Annotated in this window: 18 protein-coding genes; 10 read left to right on the top strand and 8 right to left on the bottom strand. The window is 43.1% G+C overall.

Going from position 1 to position 15,454, the window contains the following annotated elements; genetic code table 11:
• From lpdA to J3998_RS00140, 7 genes are all read left to right on the top strand, one after another.
• On the top strand, window positions 1–1,761 hold the full coding sequence (gene lpdA / locus J3998_RS00170) for a dihydrolipoyl dehydrogenase (RefSeq protein WP_208146030.1): 1,761 nt from the start codon (window positions 1–3) through the stop codon (window positions 1,759–1,761).
• A 523-nt stretch (window positions 1,762–2,284) separates the two neighbouring features.
• Complete coding sequence (locus J3998_RS00165; protein WP_208146028.1) at window positions 2,285–3,445, top strand: tetratricopeptide repeat protein; 1,161 nt, start codon at window positions 2,285–2,287, stop codon at window positions 3,443–3,445.
• Window positions 3,446–3,758: 313 nt separating this feature from the next.
• A complete protein-coding gene (locus J3998_RS00160; protein WP_208146026.1) occupies window positions 3,759–4,016 on the top strand; it encodes a type II toxin-antitoxin system Phd/YefM family antitoxin in 258 nt (85 codons plus the stop codon).
• Complete coding sequence (locus tag J3998_RS00155) at window positions 4,007–4,270, top strand: Txe/YoeB family addiction module toxin (RefSeq protein WP_208146023.1); 264 nt, start codon at window positions 4,007–4,009, stop codon at window positions 4,268–4,270. Before J3998_RS00160 ends, J3998_RS00155 begins: the two co-directional genes overlap by 10 nt.
• Before the next feature lie 150 nt (window positions 4,271–4,420).
• Window positions 4,421–4,678 (top strand): type II toxin-antitoxin system Phd/YefM family antitoxin, encoded by a 258-nt coding sequence (locus tag J3998_RS00150; RefSeq protein WP_208146021.1) that lies wholly within the window; start codon window positions 4,421–4,423, stop codon window positions 4,676–4,678.
• Complete coding sequence (locus tag J3998_RS00145) at window positions 4,669–4,923, top strand: Txe/YoeB family addiction module toxin (protein ID WP_208146019.1); 255 nt, start codon at window positions 4,669–4,671, stop codon at window positions 4,921–4,923. Before J3998_RS00150 ends, J3998_RS00145 begins: the two co-directional genes overlap by 10 nt.
• A gap of 27 nt (window positions 4,924–4,950) precedes the next feature.
• On the top strand, window positions 4,951–5,172 hold the full coding sequence (locus tag J3998_RS00140; protein WP_208146017.1) for a DUF3820 family protein: 222 nt from the start codon (window positions 4,951–4,953) through the stop codon (window positions 5,170–5,172).
• 53 nt (window positions 5,173–5,225) lie between these two features.
• Here J3998_RS00140 and J3998_RS00135 read toward each other — a convergent pair whose 3' ends face one another.
• The 5 genes from J3998_RS00135 to J3998_RS00115 all read right to left on the bottom strand — a co-directional run bounded on the left by J3998_RS00135 (window position 5,226) and on the right by J3998_RS00115 (window position 9,608).
• Window positions 5,226–6,395: a DEAD/DEAH box helicase gene (locus tag J3998_RS00135; protein WP_208146015.1), complete on the bottom strand. Its 1,170-nt coding sequence runs from the start codon at window positions 6,393–6,395 to the stop codon at window positions 5,226–5,228.
• Between the two features lie 118 nt (window positions 6,396–6,513).
• Window positions 6,514–6,723: a cold-shock protein gene (locus J3998_RS00130; protein ID WP_208146013.1), complete on the bottom strand. Its 210-nt coding sequence runs from the start codon at window positions 6,721–6,723 to the stop codon at window positions 6,514–6,516.
• Window positions 6,724–7,063: 340 nt separating this feature from the next.
• Window positions 7,064–7,483, bottom strand: a complete 420-nt coding sequence (locus J3998_RS00125; protein WP_208146011.1) for an NUDIX hydrolase — start codon at window positions 7,481–7,483, stop codon at window positions 7,064–7,066.
• Between the two features lie 74 nt (window positions 7,484–7,557).
• Window positions 7,558–8,115 (bottom strand): DUF2058 domain-containing protein, encoded by a 558-nt coding sequence (locus J3998_RS00120; RefSeq protein ID WP_208146009.1) that lies wholly within the window; start codon window positions 8,113–8,115, stop codon window positions 7,558–7,560.
• Between the two features lie 17 nt (window positions 8,116–8,132).
• Window positions 8,133–9,608, bottom strand: a complete 1,476-nt coding sequence (locus J3998_RS00115; protein ID WP_208146006.1) for a DEAD/DEAH box helicase — start codon at window positions 9,606–9,608, stop codon at window positions 8,133–8,135.
• A 201-nt stretch (window positions 9,609–9,809) separates the two neighbouring features.
• On the opposite strand from J3998_RS00115, the gene J3998_RS00110 reads away from it, so the two are divergent.
• Entirely contained in the window at window positions 9,810–11,411 is a 1,602-nt protein-coding gene (locus J3998_RS00110) for an ABC-F family ATPase (RefSeq protein WP_208146004.1), read from the top strand.
• Between the two features lie 69 nt (window positions 11,412–11,480).
• Here the strand turns inward: J3998_RS00110 and J3998_RS00105 are convergent, their stop codons facing one another.
• Window positions 11,481–12,680, bottom strand: coding sequence for a methyl-accepting chemotaxis protein (locus J3998_RS00105; RefSeq protein WP_243750519.1), 1,200 nt, complete (start codon window positions 12,678–12,680; stop codon window positions 11,481–11,483).
• 207 nt (window positions 12,681–12,887) lie between these two features.
• On the opposite strand from J3998_RS00105, the gene J3998_RS00100 reads away from it, so the two are divergent.
• Window positions 12,888–13,340, top strand: coding sequence for a YaiI/YqxD family protein (locus J3998_RS00100; RefSeq protein ID WP_208146000.1), 453 nt, complete (start codon window positions 12,888–12,890; stop codon window positions 13,338–13,340).
• A gap of 47 nt (window positions 13,341–13,387) precedes the next feature.
• Here the strand turns inward: J3998_RS00100 and J3998_RS00095 are convergent, their stop codons facing one another.
• Window positions 13,388–13,993, bottom strand: a complete 606-nt coding sequence (locus tag J3998_RS00095) for a DUF938 domain-containing protein (protein ID WP_208145998.1) — start codon at window positions 13,991–13,993, stop codon at window positions 13,388–13,390.
• A gap of 76 nt (window positions 13,994–14,069) precedes the next feature.
• On the opposite strand from J3998_RS00095, the gene nfsB reads away from it, so the two are divergent.
• A complete protein-coding gene (nfsB, locus tag J3998_RS00090; protein WP_208145996.1) occupies window positions 14,070–14,723 on the top strand; it encodes an oxygen-insensitive NAD(P)H nitroreductase in 654 nt (217 codons plus the stop codon).
• Window positions 14,724–14,733: 10 nt separating this feature from the next.
• Here nfsB and J3998_RS00085 read toward each other — a convergent pair whose 3' ends face one another.
• Complete coding sequence (locus J3998_RS00085; protein WP_208145994.1) at window positions 14,734–15,315, bottom strand: hypothetical protein; 582 nt, start codon at window positions 15,313–15,315, stop codon at window positions 14,734–14,736.
• Between the last annotated feature and the right edge of the window lie 139 nt (window positions 15,316–15,454).

The raw sequence follows: 15,454 nt of genomic DNA, 5'->3' as shown, positions 1-15,454 counted from the left end.
ATGACTAAGATTGTTGATATTACGATTCCTGATATCGGTGACTTTGCCGAGGTAGACGTAATCGAAGTATTGGTTGCAGCAGGTGATGAAGTTGCACAAGACGATTCTCTGGTAACTCTGGAATCAGACAAAGCGACCATGGAAATTCCGGCACCGTACGCAGGTAAGATTGTGTCTTTGACAGCGGCAGAAGGTGACAAGGTTTCTGAAGGTTCGATTATCGGAACTATGGAAATCGCCGATACCGATACGGTTTCTGCCAATGTGGAAGAATCGGTTGCAGCAACCGCTGCGCCAGAAGCGGCACCGGCGCCAACAGCTGTTTCTGCTGACGGTATTGATGCCGATATGACTTGCGAAGTGCTGGTGCTTGGTTCGGGCCCGGGTGGTTATACTGCCGCGTTCCGCGCCGCCGACCTTGGTAAGAAAGTGGTCATGATTGAGCGCTATGACAACATCGGTGGTGTTTGTCTAAACGTTGGCTGTATTCCATCAAAAGCGCTACTGCACATGTCAGTGGTACTGAACGAAACCCGTGAAATGGGTGCGCACGGTATTACTTTCGCAGAGCCGGAAATTGACGTAAACAAAATGCGAGCCTATAAAGATTCGGTTATCGGTAAGCTAACCGGTGGTCTGTCTGGTCTAGCTAAAGCGCGTAAAGTTGAAGTGGTGCACGGTTACGGTAAATTCAGCTCTTCAAATACAGTAACGGTTGAAGCGGCTGACGGTTCTACCAAGACCATCGCCTTTGAAAAAGCCATTATTGCGGCCGGTTCTCGCGTGATTAAACTGCCGTTTATCCCACATGACGATCCTCGCGTTATGGATTCAACCGATGCACTGGAACTGGAAGAAGTACCAAACCGCATGTTGGTTATCGGTGGCGGGATTATCGGTCTGGAAATGGCGCAGGTTTACGATTCACTGGGTGCCAATATCACTGTCGTTGAATTGGGCGATACCATTATCCCGGGTGCCGATAAAGACATCTCAAAACCTCTGCTTAAAACCATTAAGAAGAAATACGAGAACATCTACCTGAAATCTAAGGTGACCAATGTCGAAGCCAAAGAAGAAGGGCTAGAGGTTACTTTTGAAGGTAAAAATTGCCCAGAGAAAGACACCTTTGACCGTATTCTAGTAGCAGTAGGTCGTGCACCAAACGGTAAACTGATTGATGCTGAAAAAGCCGGTGTTGCGGTTAATGATTGGGGCTTTATTGAAGTCGACGAACGTCAAAAAACCAATGTTGACCACATCTATGCGATTGGTGACATCGTTGGTCAACCAATGCTCGCGCACAAAGCAGTGCACGAAGGTAAAGTAGCGGCAGAAGTTATCTCGGGAATGAACTCAGCGTTTACGCCAATGGGCATTCCATCGGTTGCTTACACTGACCCAGAAGTCGCTTGGGCAGGTAAAACAGAAGACGAGCTTAAAGCCGAAGGCATCGAATACGAAAAAGGTGCTTTCCCTTGGGCAGCGTCTGGCCGCAGCCTAAGTCTAGGTCGTGACGAAGGTCTAACCAAAGCCATGTTCTGTGCCAAAACCCATCGTCTACTAGGTTGCGGTATTGTCGGTCCAAACGCCGGTGAACTGGTTGCCGAAGCGATGTTGGCCATCGAAATGGGCGCCGATATGCAAGACATTGGTCTAACTATTCACCCTCACCCAACACTGTCAGAGACAATCTGCTTTGCGGCGGAGATGGCGGAGGGGACGATTACGGACTTAATGCCACCTAAGAAGAAAAAATAAGTTTAAACCTACTGCGAACCGCTTATGCGTTGTTAAAAATTCTCTCAAGATGTTCATTTACTATTTGTAAACTCCGCTCTTTCGAGAATTTTTGCCTAGCCTAAGCGATTCTCGTCACGGTTTAATTCTTATTTTGCGAAAGTAATTTGAGTAGCGTCTAAAACTCGCCATTTCTGCGTTATGAAAATGATTACATAGTTTTACTATGCTCAACATTTCCCCGCCTCGAATTTGAGCGTTTTATTTCGCAACTTAGTGCTTTCAAAAACCAGCCTTAGTGTTGGTTTTTTTTTGCTGTAATGTTTTTAATACAGGTTTAGAGAATTTTACTTTAGTTTTACTCTGGCAATTTTATTTACAAATTTTCGATTCATCTCTATAAGAATGATTTATCGTGCCTTAAGAAAAAGCACCGAAAAAAAGGGTAACGTCCCCTTTTTCTTTTTCGCCTTTTCCCTAATGTATTTAAGTATAGTATAACCTGCAAAAATAAAATTAGAAACGAAATCTAAACGGAACCTTTATGAAAAAAATAATCTTGGCCACAGTTCTTTCAACATTATTACTTCAACCTGCGTACGCTGATTTTCAAGATGGCTTGAAAGCTTGGGAAAGAGGTGACTTCCAAACTGCACTTAAAAATTGGAAACCTTTAGCTGAAGAAGGCGATGCTTCAGCACAGAACAATTTAGGGATCATGTACGAAAAAGGACAGGGCGTTAAACAAGATTATTTTAAAGCCGTTGAGTGGTATCGAAAAGCCGTTGAACAAGGCTGGGCTTCAGCACAGAACAATTTAGGGTCGATGTACCAAAATGGACAGGGCGTTAAACAAGATTATTTTAAAGCCGTTGAGTGGTATCGAAAAGCCGCTGAACAAGGCAATGCTTTAGCACAGTCCAATTTAGGGATCATGTACGAAAAAGGACAGGGCGTTAAACAAGATTATTTTAAAGCCGTTGAGTGGTATCGAAAAGCCGCTGAACAAGGCAATGCTTTAGCACAGAACAATTTAGGGTTCATGTACGCCAATGGACAGGGCGTTAAACAAGATTATTTTAAAGCCGTTGAGTGGTTTCGAAAAGCCGCTGAACTAGGCTGGGCTTCAGCGCAGCACAATTTAGGGTTCATGTACGAAAAAGGACTGGGCGTTAAACAAGATTATTTCAAAGCCGTTGAGTGGTATCGAAAAGCCGCTGAACAAGGCTGGGCTTCTGCACAGCTCAATTTAGGGTTCATGTACGCCAATGGACAGGGCGTTAAACAAGATTATTTTAAAGCCGTTGAGTGGTATCGAAAAGCCGCTGAACAAGGCAATGCTTCAGCACAGTACAATTTAGGGCTCAGGTACGCCAATGGACAGGGCGTTAAACAAGATTATTTTAAAGCCGTTGAGTGGTATCGAAAAGCCGCTGAACAAGGCTATGCTTCAGCGCAGTCCAATTTAGGGGGCATGTACGACAATGGACAGGGCGTTAAACAAGATTATTTTAAAGCCGTTGAGTGGTTTCAAAAAGCCGCTGAACAAGGCTATGCTTTAGCGCAGTACAATTTAGGGGTCATGTACCAAAATGGATGGGGCGTTAAACAAAACTATCAGAAAGCAAAGGAGTGGTTCGGTAAAGCTTGTGACAATCGGTATCAAAATGCCTGCGATGCTTATTCTAAATTAAACAAACGTTAAAACGAGCCTGTAAATAGTTTTGTGTAAACGCTCACGGGGTTAAACATAATCTTGCAGGCGTTCTTCATGCAAAATTGAGAAAAGAGGGACGCTACCCTTTTTGTGAATAAGTTCTGAAAATCAATGGGGTCAGACTCGATTGCTTTTGTGTAGTTTCGTTGTAGGGATATAGAATCCAGTAAAAACCAGCCTAGGAAAAAGGGGACGCTACCCTTTAATTATTTTGTAAACCAGCCCTTGTGCTGGTTTTTGTTTTTGAGGAGTTGTTTAGGCTATAATTGCCAAAATGTTGTACAACTGTGAGGTGTTTACAATGAAAGCGGTAACTTATTCCTGGGCGCGTAATAATTTGGCGCAAACCATTGATAGTGTTTGTGATAATCACGAGGCGATGATTATTACTAAAAAGAATGATAAAGCGGCAGTGTTGCTTTCGCTTGAGGATTATCAGGCGTTGGAAGAAACGGCTTATCTTTTACGTTCGCCAGCCAATGCTAAACGTCTAATGGATTCGATTACGCAATTAGAAGCCGGTCAAGGTAAGGTGCGTGAGTTAGTCGAATGCGACTGATTTTCTCGGATAATGCGTGGGAAGACTATCTGTATTTTCAAACACTAGCTGATTTGAATAAAAAAACTCTCAAACGCATAAACCTTCTAATCAAAGAGATTCAGCGAGACCCTTTTGAGGGCATTGGAAAGCCGGAGGGTTTGAAACATGCGCTGTCTGGCTATTGGTCTCGCCGCATTAACCAAGAACATCGCATCGTTTATAAAGTTGAAAATGATGGTTTATTGATTGCTCAACTTCGCCATCACTATTAAAGTCATTCAATCAAATCTTTTCTATTTATGGGAAAAGGGGACGCTACCCTTTAATTTTGTTGGTAACCAGCCTTTGTGCTGGTTTTTTGTTTTTACAGAGCTGTTTAGGCTATAATTGCCAAAATGTTGTACAACTGTGAGGTGTTTACAATGGAAGCTGTAACTTATTCTTGGGCGCGTAATAATTTGGCGCAAACCATTGATAGTGTTTGTGATAATCATGAGGCGATGATTATTACTAAAAAGAACGATAAAGCGGCAGTGTTGCTGTCGCTTGAGGATTATCAAGCCTTAGAGGAAACAGCTTATCTGTTGCGTTCGCCTGCCAATGCTAAACGCCTAATGGATTCAATTACGCAATTAGAAGCTGGTCAAGGTAAGGTTCGTGAGTTAGTCGAATGCGACTGATTTTCTCGGATAATGCTTGGGAAGATTATCTGTACTTTCAAAGACAAGATAAAAAGACGCTGAAACGAATTAACTTACTTATTAAGGAAATTCAGCGCGACCCTTTTGAGGGGATTGGTAAGCCTGAAAGTTTAAAACACGCGCTTTCAGGTTACTGGTCACGTCGAGTCAATCAAGAACATCTCATCGTTTATAAAGTGGTCGATGATGATTTATTAATTGCTCAACTTCGTCATCATTACTAAAAGCCGTTTAATTTAATTTTGCTACTTATGAACCCAGAAAACTTAAAAAAGCTTGTTGTCGTGACCATGCCTTATGGCAAATACAAGGGGCGTGTGATTGCGGATTTGCCGGGTAATTACCTGAATTGGTTTGCGGCTAAGGGTTTCCCTGAGGGGAATTTGGGGCAGTTATTGGCTCTGATGCATGAGCTAGACCACAATGGCTTAAAGCATCTGCTTGATCCCTTAAAAAAGAGTAACCAAGTTTAAATTCAATAGATTTCGACAGTTTAATGAGCCTGCAATTGCAGGCTTTTTTGTGCCTAGCGTTTGTGGTAGTTAAGAATTGAAATCGGTACGGCTTTGCGTATTGGGAATTCTTCGATTTCGCGGCGTTCAAGCAGGTGGTTAAGCAGGCTTTCAATCATGCAGAGATTTTTGAAGTCGTCTTTTGATACCAGTGAAATCGCTTCGCCTTTTTGGCCAGCGCGGCCAGTTCGACCGATACGGTGGATATATTCTTCTGCCGGATAAGGTAAATCGTAGTTAATCACTCGGCTAAGGTTTTGCATATCGAGTCCGCGGGCGGCAACGCCTGTCGCGACGAGAAATTGCAGTTTGCCGGTTTTAAAGTCATTCCAAACACGTTCGCGTTGTGCCTGACTACGCCCGGCGTGAATTGAATCCGCAGTAATACCGCGTTTAGCTAACTGTTCAACCAGTTTTGCCGCTGAGTGTTTTTTCTCGACAAAGATTAACGCTTGATCCCAATCGTTTTCTTTAATCAAATGGCTAAGCAGGGCGGATTTGGTGTCTTTATCGACCGCAATCATCCACTGTTCAATATTTGGTGTTTTGCCTTTTGGCGAAACCTTAACCTCGACCGCATCGCTATAAACCGTATCTGCCAGATAGCGTACTTTGCCGTCTAAAGTTGCGGAAAATAGCATGCTTTGGCGATCACTAGGTAGGCGGTCGATGATTTTATTAAGGTCGTCAATAAAGCCCATATCGAGCATTTTGTCGGCTTCATCCAGCACTAAAAATTCTAAATCGTTAAAAAACAGATTGCGTTGATAGGCCATGTCTAGCAATCTGCCCGGTGTGGCCACCAGAATATCAATCCCTTTCGCTAGTTTTTCCTTATCCGCGTCAATGTCCGTGCCGCCGTAAATTGCCAGTGAACTCAGATTTAGGTTTTTGCCGTAGCGTTGAATGCTTGTATCAACCTGTTTTGCCAATTCTCGCGTCGGTACTAAAATCAAAGCGCGAATAGAGCGACCACGAACGGCATCGCCATTATTCAAAAGCTCAAGCATCGGCAGGACAAAACTGGCCGTCTTTCCGGTGCCGGTTTGTGCCGAGGCAATAATGTCTTCACCTTTTAAAATCAGCGGAATGGCTTTTTGCTGAATCTCAGTCGGCTTTTGGTAGTCGGAATCCGTAAGTGCTTTTAGAATCGAGTCGGATAATCCAAGTTTAGCGAAAGACATAATGGCCTCGTACAAAGTATGTAAGTTCGAAAGAGTGGTTTAGATTTTTTATGCTGTAAAAGCAAAAAAGCCGAGACATTGCTGCCTCGGCTTTTTAAGAAGTCTTATGCAGACAAGCTTAGATAACAGTGATGTTTTCCGCTTGTGGACCTTTTGGACCGTCTTTAACTTCGAATTCTACTTTTTGGCCTTCAGCTAAAGTTTTGAAGCCTGAGCTAGAGATTGCGCTGAAGTGAGCAAAAACATCTGGACCGTTTTCTTGTTGTAGGAAGCCAAAACCTTTTGTTTCGTTGAACCACTTAACGGTTCCTTTTACTGTATTAGACATAATATAACAACCTTATATTTTAATGAATTAACTGCCTGCAATAGGCGGGTGGTGCTGAAGGTAAAACTGTTGAAACTTAGATACTGCAGGCCGAAATGTCATAAACAATACGGCAAAATGTAGGATGTAAATCTTTTAGAATTTTTTCGAGCACAAAAAGTATATGACGAATTTTAAGAAATAGCTAGCTTTAATCCATTTATTTCAGGTTTTAATGCAGATAGCTTAATAGTTCACCTATAAAACCAGTTACATTAGACTAGCTCAAGAGTTAAAAGGCTTGTATTAAAATTGTATTAAAGTTACCTCGGACTTAAGAACTGGCCTCCTTTTTGGAGGTTTAGAACAACTGCTGTTTAAGCTTAATCAACGTTTCTTTCTGCACAGAGTGGACGATTTCGATTGCTTGATCTAGTGGCACAATCTGACGATTGCGATCTCGCATTTCATCCCATGTATCAAGAATTTCAGTTACTTCGAGGGTGTAAACTTTGACAAGCATTTTTCCACCCCATTTTTGATGTTGGTATTGATCGAAAAGGGTGGAATTAATTCGGCCAATTACCCCAGCTTCTTCAAACGCTTCTTTGGCGGCAGAGTCATAGGCAGTCATGCCGAGTTCGACTTGTCCTTTAGGAAAAATCCAGTTGTCTTTTTCTTTCGGTTTTGTGGTTACTAAAACGACGTTAAAGCCGCTTTTATCCTTAATTATCGGGATTGCTGCGGAGCGTTCATTTAGCCAATCAGGTTTATTTGCCATCTAGAATTCGCTTAGGTCTGTTTGTTTAGTGTTGTCTATGGTAACGGTCTGAAGTCGATAAACCAAACCGATCATTACCAGACTAAATCGTCTGGGATTTCAAATTTGGAATAGTAATCTTCGTCTTCTTTAGAAAGCTTGGTTTCTAAGCTTTCGTTTTTGACGATAACCGAGGCATCGCGCTGTTCAATTTTCTCTTGCTGATCAGCATTAAGCAACGCATAACTGTTGCCAAAACGCACAATTAGAAGTTGTTCTTTAGCGAGCGCTTTTTGCGTTTTTTCATTGATGTGTAGGGTTTTAACATTTGAACCATCGGCAAAGTTATAGGCGATATCACCTTCATAGCCTTTAAGCTGATTGCTTTGGATAATCTGTTTAAGCTCGGCTTGTTTGGCTTTTTCGGCTTGTTCTTGCTGGCGCTTCTGATTTAGTTCTTTATCACGTTGCGCTTTTTCTTCAGCGGCTTTAGCAGCAAGCAGGGCGGCTTCATTCTGTTGACGTTCGCCTTTTTTTGCTTTATTGGCCTTTTGCTGTTTATTCTGCTGTTGCTTTTCGCGTTGAACTTTCTTGGCTCTTTTATCATCTACCAAGCCGGATTTTTTCAGTTGGTCAAAAAGTGAACCCGCCATTGTGTTTTCCTAATTGTTTAATCTTGGTTGTTTCGATTTGCAGGGCGATTGGAATTTGCTCTTCTGCTGTTACTACGGTTACCGTTTTCACCATTGGCTTTTTGGGCGTTGGCCGGTCTGCGATTTCTCGGGCGACGATTAGCCGGTTTTTGTTCCTGTCTAGGTTGTTCACCGCTATCCGGCTTACGACTTTGCCCTTGTGGCTTTGACTGACGACGCTGTTGAGGTTTTGGCTTATCAGTTTGTTTAGTTGCTGGGCTACTATTCGTGCTTGCCTCAAGGTTGTCTTGCCAGACTTTTTTCTTTTTTGGCTTCTTCGGTTTTTTCTTTTTAATGCCAAGTCTTGATTCAGCAAGCGGATTGCTTGGTTCAAAACCTTTTACAATCTCACGCGGCAGAATTTGGTTGATTAGGTTTTCAATGCCGACCAGCTCTTTGTGTTCTTCGGCGCAGACCAGAGAAATTGCTTCACCATTTGCACCGGCGCGACCGGTACGGCCAATGCGGTGTACATAATCTTCAGAGACATGCGGAAGGTCAAAGTTGACTACGTGTGGTAGCAGATCAATATCAATCCCGCGAGCGGCAATATCCGTCGCCACGAGAACTTGCAGTTTATTGTCTTTAAATTCGTTTAAGGCACGTACACGAGCATTTTGGCTTTTATTGCCGTGAATGGCCGCAGCTCGGATTTTATTTTTTTCAAGTTGCGTTGCCAGACGGTTGGCACCGTGTTTGGTTCGGGTAAAAACCAAAACCTGATACCATGCGTGGTCTTGAATTAATTTAATAAGTAGTTTGGTTTTCTGTGATTTATCAACCGGATAGATTTTCTGCTTAACCGTTTCTGCGGTTGAGTTTTCCGGTGTTACCGAAATCTCGATTGGGTTATGCACTAAGCCTTTTGCCAGGGCACGAATTTCTTCCGAAAAGGTTGCTGAGAACAGTAAGTTTTGACGATTTTTCGGTAGTAAGGTCAGAATCTTTTTAATGTCGCGGATAAAGCCCATATCTAACATGCGGTCAGCTTCGTCTAAAACCAAAACTTCTAGATCGTCAAAACGTACCGCATTTTGTTGATACAGATCCAATAAACGCCCCGGTGTTGCCACCAGAATATCAACCCCTTTGCATAAACGCTGCATTTGCGGGTTAATCTTAACGCCCCCATAAACTACGGTTGAGCGCAAAAACAGCTCTTTACCATAGGTCTCGACGCTTTCACTAACTTGTAAAGCAAGCTCGCGTGTTGGCGTTAAAATCAGTGCGCGCGCGCGATTTGATTTGGCTTTACGGCCTTTGGATAGGTTTTCCAATAACGGTAAGGTAAAGCCGGCCGTTTTTCCTGTACCGGTTTGAGCTGCCGCCATCACATCATGCCCTTCAAGAATCGCCGGAATTGCTTGCGCTTGGATTGGCGTCGGTTCGGTATAACCGGTGTTTTCGACGGCTTTAAGGATGTGAGCGTTTAGACCTAGTTCAGTAAATTTCATGGCGACCTTAAGATGGAGCATTTTTAGGGTGAGCAAATAGCTCGAAAAAATAATCTGCGTAGAATAGCCGATTCATGCCAAAAAGTTTGAATTAAATGCCAAATCAGCTACTTAAAGACGCCGACTATCGTCAAATTCTCGGCAAAATATGCAACAATAGCGCCCATTCAAAATGACTAGAAAGTTTTAAAGGATTTTAAGGTGTTATCGACCGCGAATATTACGATGCAATTTGGCGAAAAGCCACTTTTTGAAGACATTTCCGTTAAGTTTGGCGACGGTAACCGCTATGGTCTGATTGGTGCCAATGGTTGTGGTAAGTCTACGCTAATGAAAATTCTTGGCGGAGATCTTGAGCAAACTAGCGGGACAGTGAGTCTTGATCCGAATGAACGTCTGGGTAAATTGAAACAGGATCAGTTTGCCTATGAAGAGTTTACCGTAGTGGATACGGTAATTATGGGTGATGCCGAACTGTGGGAAGTCAAGAAAGAGCGTGACCGCATCTACGGCTTACCGGAAATGTCTGAAGAAGAAGGCATGCTGGTTGCCGAACTTGAAGTACAGTTTGCCGAAATGGACGGTTACACGGCTGAATCGCGCGCCGGTGAACTGTTATTAGGCGTAGGGATTCCGGTTGAACAGCATTTCGGACCGATGAGTGAAGTTGCCCCAGGTTGGAAGTTGCGTGTGCTTTTGGCACAAGCGCTATTCGCTAATCCGGATATTCTGTTACTTGACGAACCGACCAATAACTTGGATATCGATACCATCCGTTGGTTGGAAACGGTTTTAAATGACCGCAAATCAACCATGATTATTATTTCCCACGACCGTCACTTTTTGAATTCGGTTTGTACTCATATGGCGGATTTGGATTATGGCGAACTGCGCATTTATCCGGGGAATTACGATGAATACATGACGGCTTCAACCCAAGCACGTGAGCGTCTATTGTCTGATAATGCCAAGAAACAGGCGCAAATTAATGAGCTGAAATCGTTTGTTAGCCGTTTCTCGGCCAACGCTTCTAAAGCGAAACAAGCGACTTCACGTGCCAAGTTAATCGATAAAATTGAATTGGAGGAGGTGAAGCCTTCTAGTCGTGTTAATCCGTTTATCCGTTTCGAACAAGAGAAGAAGCTGTTCCGTTTGGCATTAGAAATCGAAAACCTGAGCAAGACCTATGCGGACGAAGAGGGCGACAATGAAGTCATCAAAGACTTTAGCCTGATGCTGGAAGCCGAAGAACGTCTAGCGGTTATCGGTGGTAATGGTATCGGTAAAACCACTTTCTTGAAATGTTTGGTGGGCGATACCGATTTAACGGCTGGGGAAGTTAAATGGTCGGAAAACACTACTATCGGTTACTACGCACAGGATCATGCAGCCGACTTTGAAGAAGATTTGAATCTATTGGATTGGATGAGTCAATGGAAGCAAGCAGGTGATGACGAGCAAGTTATCCGCGGTATATTGGGGCGTTTGTTGTTCTCGCAGAAAGAGATCGGTAAGTCGGTTAAGGTGCTATCCGGTGGTGAGCAAGGGCGTATGTTATTCGGTAAGCTAATGCTGCAAAAGCCGAATGTACTGATTATGGATGAACCGACCAACCACTTGGATATGGAATCCATTGAATCATTGAACATCGCTTTGGAAAACTTCCCGGGTACAGTGATTTTCGTATCGCATGACCGCGAGTTTGTTTCATCGATTGCCACGCGTCTGATGGTGATGACCGAAAACGGTATTGAAGATTACCGCGGTGATTATGAGTCATATCTTGAGAAGATGGCTGACTAATTTTCGTCGTTTCCAATAAAAAGGCAGAGTTGATACTCTGCCTTTTTGTTTTAGGGGAATAGGGATGATTTAACGGGTTTTAAACTGCTGAATCAGTTGTTGAAGCTCGGCAGCATAGCTGTTTACTTTCTGGCAAGCATCGGCAGTGTGGTCAGCGCCATCGGCAACACTGTGACTGACTTGTTGAATTGATTGCATATTCGCTTTGACGATTTCTGATTGCTGTTTTTGTTGTTCGGCCGATTTTTCGATTTGCAGGTTCTTCTGAGTGATTGTGCGCACGGCATCGGCAATCAAGTGTAAGGCTTCTCCAGCATTATTGGCTTGATTAACACTCTTTAAAGCTTGGTCTTGACCATTTAACATCACACTAACGGCATTATCGGCAACGCCTTGCAGTTGCTCGATAATCGCTTCAATCTGCACTGCGGATGCTTGCGTTCTCGCAGCGAGAGTGCGTACTTCATCGGCTACTACGGCGAAGCCTCGGCCGTGTTCACCGGCACGTGCCGCTTCAATCGCTGCGTTCAGAGCCAAAAGATTGGTCTGTTCGGAAATCTCTTTGATAACAGACAGTACTGAGGTGATATTTTCACTGTCGTTTTTCAGGTTTTGGATAACTTTGGAAGTATCTTCGACTTCATTGGCAAGTAATTGGATTGATTGAATTGCTTGATTGACTACTTGCGAACCGGAATCTGTGGCCTGTTCTGCCTGCTTGGCGGCATGAGTTGCATCCAGAGTATTACGGGACATTTCAAACGCGGTCTGCGTCATGTTGTCGATGGATGCGGCAACTTCTGCCGTCCCGTTTTTCTGTTCGGTGACGCCTTGATGTGTATTTTGGGATACCGACATCATACTGTTAGATGCATTGTTCAACGAATCGGTAACGTTTTTAATTTGTTCGACCATTTGGCGTAAATTTGCTGTCATCTTGTTGAAGCTGGCTGCCATATCACCAATGAAATCATTACTTTGCAGCGTGCATTGCTGCGAGATGTCGTTTTGACTGATGGCATTTGCGACTTGGCCGATACGCATGAGCCTTTTTAGCAGGCGCTCTTTAAGTAGCCAGTAGTTAAATACCCCAATAGATATGCCTGCAAGCACACAGCCGATAACAAACCAAAGTAACATCCCCTCCTTATAGTTCACAAACAGGCTGGCAAACACCGGAAAGACTAGCCCCATTCCTAAACCGGCACCGATGTAGGTGAAGAACATATTGCGTAGAATACTGGGTTTACTGAAATCCAATGAAACCATAGCAGTTGCATCCATAATTAAATTTGTGGTTTTTGGGAGTTAAGCATTTTTTAAGCCAAGTTTTTGAGGCAAAGATTCCTTCAAAATCTGGCAATAACACAATTATTTTAGACTTTCATCGCTTGCTAGAAACCATTTGCAGACTTCATTTCTGGTATATTCCCCTGCATGGAACATAAGGGTTAAAGCTGAATTTAAGGAAATGCTGTGAGAACTATATGGGTTGATGCCGATGCGTGTCCGGTGGTGATAAAGGAAATACTTTTTAAGGCGGCGCTCAGAACGGAAATGCCGTTGGTCTTGGTAGCGAACCACTTTATGCGTATACCGAGCTCGAAGCATATTCAGTTTCGCCAAGTGGAAGCCGGTTTTGATGTAGCCGATAACTGGATTGTGCAGAATTGCCAAGAAAATGACTTGGTGATTACTGCCGACATCCCATTGGCTTCAGAGGTTATTGCTAAGGGGGCGTTAGCCTTAAATCCACGGGGCGAACTTTATACCGAGAGCAATATTAAACAGCGCCTGAATATGCGAGATTTTATGGAAACTTTACGCTCTAGCGGAATTCAAACCGGTGGCCCAGACGCGCTTAATCAAAAAGATCGCCAAGCTTTTGCCAATCAACTCGATAAATGGCTAGCTAAGCACAAGAGTTAGGGAAGGCGGAATAAGTCCTCCGCGTTCAAATCGAAGAGGACTTCTTCTCAGTTTCCTAAGGTGTTTTGCCAAACCAATATTCTATTGTTCTGCGGCATCTCAATATCGTTAATCAGAGTTAAGCCGGCCTGTTCTGCGAGTTGGTCGCACCATTCAAAATCCTTAATCCCACTGTTTGGATTGCGCTGTTTTAGCCAATCATTAAAACGGGCGTTACTGTCACTGGTGAACCGGCCATTGTAATTAAAAGGGCCATAAATCATCAGTGTGGCTTTTCTGGCGAGTACTTGTGGAAGATGTTCGAATAAATCGACAATATTTTGCTTAGCCATAATGTGAAAACTGTTCGCGCTAAAAACGGCATCAAACTGCGTTTTTGGCCATTGTTCCGGCTCAGATACATTAAGCTCGATAGGGCTGATAATATTGTCGATTTGTGCTTCTTCAAGCCATTGGCAAATGCCCGAATGAGATTCGATTAAATCGGAAGTTTGCCAGCTTAAATGGTTAAGCTGTTCAGTAAAATGAATGGCATGCTGGCCTGTCCCGCTGGCAATTTCTAAAACCGACTTTTTATCTCTTAAATAGGGGGTGATAGATTCGAGAATCACGTGTTTGTTTTCTTCACAAGATTGGGAGAAGGGTTTGTTCATGCTTGATTCTTTGGTTTATAGGACTTTAATTGTTAGAAAGCTTATCATAGCGTTAAAACGTCAAAAGGAAAGACTGATGAATATTGTTGAAATTGCCAAAAACCGTTATGCCACTAAAAAGTTTGCTGCGGATAAAATTATTAGTTGCAGCGATTTTGAGCAGATAAAACAATTATTGCGTTTTAGTCCTTCGTCAATTAATTCGCAGCCTTGGCATTTTATTATCGCTGACAATCAAGCTGGTAAGGCCCGTATTGCGAAGGGCGCACAAACTCCCTACAACGCCAATGAGCCAAAAATAATGGATGCTTCGCATGTTATTCTGTTTTGTGCAAAAACCGAAATAAGTGATGACTATCTGCTGAAAGTCACTGAGCAAGAAGCGCAAGATGGTCGTTTTGCTAATTTAGAAGGAAAAGAAATGGCGATGAAGGTTCGTCGTTTCTATGCCGATCTGCACCGTAAGGATTGGGATGATGTCGAGTGTTGGACACAGAAACAAGTTTATCTGAATATCGGCACGATTTTATTAGGTGCAGGAGCTTTAAGGATTGATGCAGTACCGATTGAAGGCGTTGATCTAGATAAACTCGACCAAGAGTTTTCTCTGCTAGAAAAAGGCTTGAAGGCTGTGGCAGTAGTTGCATTGGGTTATCATGCAGAAGATGATTTCAATGCAACATTACCAAAGTCACGTTTTGCTGAGAACGATGTAATTACTGTACTGTAATTATGTCAAACTAATCGATATGGGAAATCGGAAAACTAAAAAATGGGGTAGAGAATTTATCGCTTTTCACGCGAGAATGAATTTTTCCTTTCTTAACCACCTTGCCGTTTGCTAGCTCGGTTAAGTAAAAATTGCCTTCTGCAATGCCGTGATACATATCGATTGCCAAAATATTTACGATGGCGCTCTGTTCAGGATCGCTTAAATTGACTATCGGTATCGAAAGTCCCGCCGAATCACGGTCAGTTCCCAATGAGGTATAGAACATATCTAGGCGGTAGTCGGCTTGTTCTGGTGTTTCGACAAAATTTACTTGGAAGCGATCAGCCAGTTCGGCTTGTAATCGTTGATGAGCATATTTGACCACTTGGTTGTCAATGACGAAGTGACTTTTCAATAACAGCTTTTGGCCAACGATGATACCCATATCTTCAGGCGTTAAGTTCTGCATCATATGGTCGATGCTGTAGGTAACGAGGCGCTGTTCGGTCGATCCTTTGAAATTGGCTCCTTCTTGTCGAGTACTACAGGCTGTAATGAAAAAGACAGCAAAAAGTAATGTAGCGATACGAATCATTGTTGAGTAGTCCATTATAATTTTTAGAAACGAAGTATAACGCGGGATGCATTGATAAATAAATACGGTTCAGGTGTTTATCTTGGCATTCGTTTTGCGTTAGCTTTTCTTAGTAAACCTGTAATGATACGGTTTAGGTTGTCTTTTCTAGCAG

This window comes from Thiomicrorhabdus marina (assembly GCF_017571465.1).
GTDB lineage: Bacteria > Pseudomonadota > Gammaproteobacteria > Thiomicrospirales > Thiomicrospiraceae > Thiomicrorhabdus > Thiomicrorhabdus marina.
Note: the sequence above shows the minus strand (reverse complement) of the source record. Positions and strands in the feature narration are given on the sequence as shown.

What these genes read in the sequence shown, in the direction of transcription:
- lpdA (WP_208146030.1), top strand. Translation starts at nt 1, where the DNA reads ATGACTAAGATTGTTGATATTACGATTCCTGATATCGGTGACTTTGCC.
- J3998_RS00165 (WP_208146028.1), top strand. Translation starts at nt 2,285, where the DNA reads ATGAAAAAAATAATCTTGGCCACAGTTCTTTCAACATTATTACTTCAA.
- J3998_RS00160 (WP_208146026.1), top strand. Translation starts at nt 3,759, where the DNA reads ATGAAAGCGGTAACTTATTCCTGGGCGCGTAATAATTTGGCGCAAACC.
- J3998_RS00155 (WP_208146023.1), top strand. Translation starts at nt 4,007, where the DNA reads ATGCGACTGATTTTCTCGGATAATGCGTGGGAAGACTATCTGTATTTT.
- J3998_RS00150 (WP_208146021.1), top strand. Translation starts at nt 4,421, where the DNA reads ATGGAAGCTGTAACTTATTCTTGGGCGCGTAATAATTTGGCGCAAACC.
- J3998_RS00145 (WP_208146019.1), top strand. Translation starts at nt 4,669, where the DNA reads ATGCGACTGATTTTCTCGGATAATGCTTGGGAAGATTATCTGTACTTT.
- J3998_RS00140 (WP_208146017.1), top strand. Translation starts at nt 4,951, where the DNA reads ATGAACCCAGAAAACTTAAAAAAGCTTGTTGTCGTGACCATGCCTTAT.
- J3998_RS00135 (WP_208146015.1), bottom strand. Translation starts at nt 6,395, where the DNA reads ATGTCTTTCGCTAAACTTGGATTATCCGACTCGATTCTAAAAGCACTT.
- J3998_RS00130 (WP_208146013.1), bottom strand. Translation starts at nt 6,723, where the DNA reads ATGTCTAATACAGTAAAAGGAACCGTTAAGTGGTTCAACGAAACAAAA.
- J3998_RS00125 (WP_208146011.1), bottom strand. Translation starts at nt 7,483, where the DNA reads ATGGCAAATAAACCTGATTGGCTAAATGAACGCTCCGCAGCAATCCCG.
- J3998_RS00120 (WP_208146009.1), bottom strand. Translation starts at nt 8,115, where the DNA reads ATGGCGGGTTCACTTTTTGACCAACTGAAAAAATCCGGCTTGGTAGAT.
- J3998_RS00115 (WP_208146006.1), bottom strand. Translation starts at nt 9,608, where the DNA reads ATGAAATTTACTGAACTAGGTCTAAACGCTCACATCCTTAAAGCCGTC.
- J3998_RS00105 (WP_243750519.1), bottom strand. Translation starts at nt 12,680, where the DNA reads ATGGTTTCATTGGATTTCAGTAAACCCAGTATTCTACGCAATATGTTC.
- J3998_RS00095 (WP_208145998.1), bottom strand. Translation starts at nt 13,993, where the DNA reads ATGAACAAACCCTTCTCCCAATCTTGTGAAGAAAACAAACACGTGATT.
- nfsB (WP_208145996.1), top strand. Translation starts at nt 14,070, where the DNA reads ATGAATATTGTTGAAATTGCCAAAAACCGTTATGCCACTAAAAAGTTT.
- J3998_RS00085 (WP_208145994.1), bottom strand. Translation starts at nt 15,315, where the DNA reads ATGGACTACTCAACAATGATTCGTATCGCTACATTACTTTTTGCTGTC.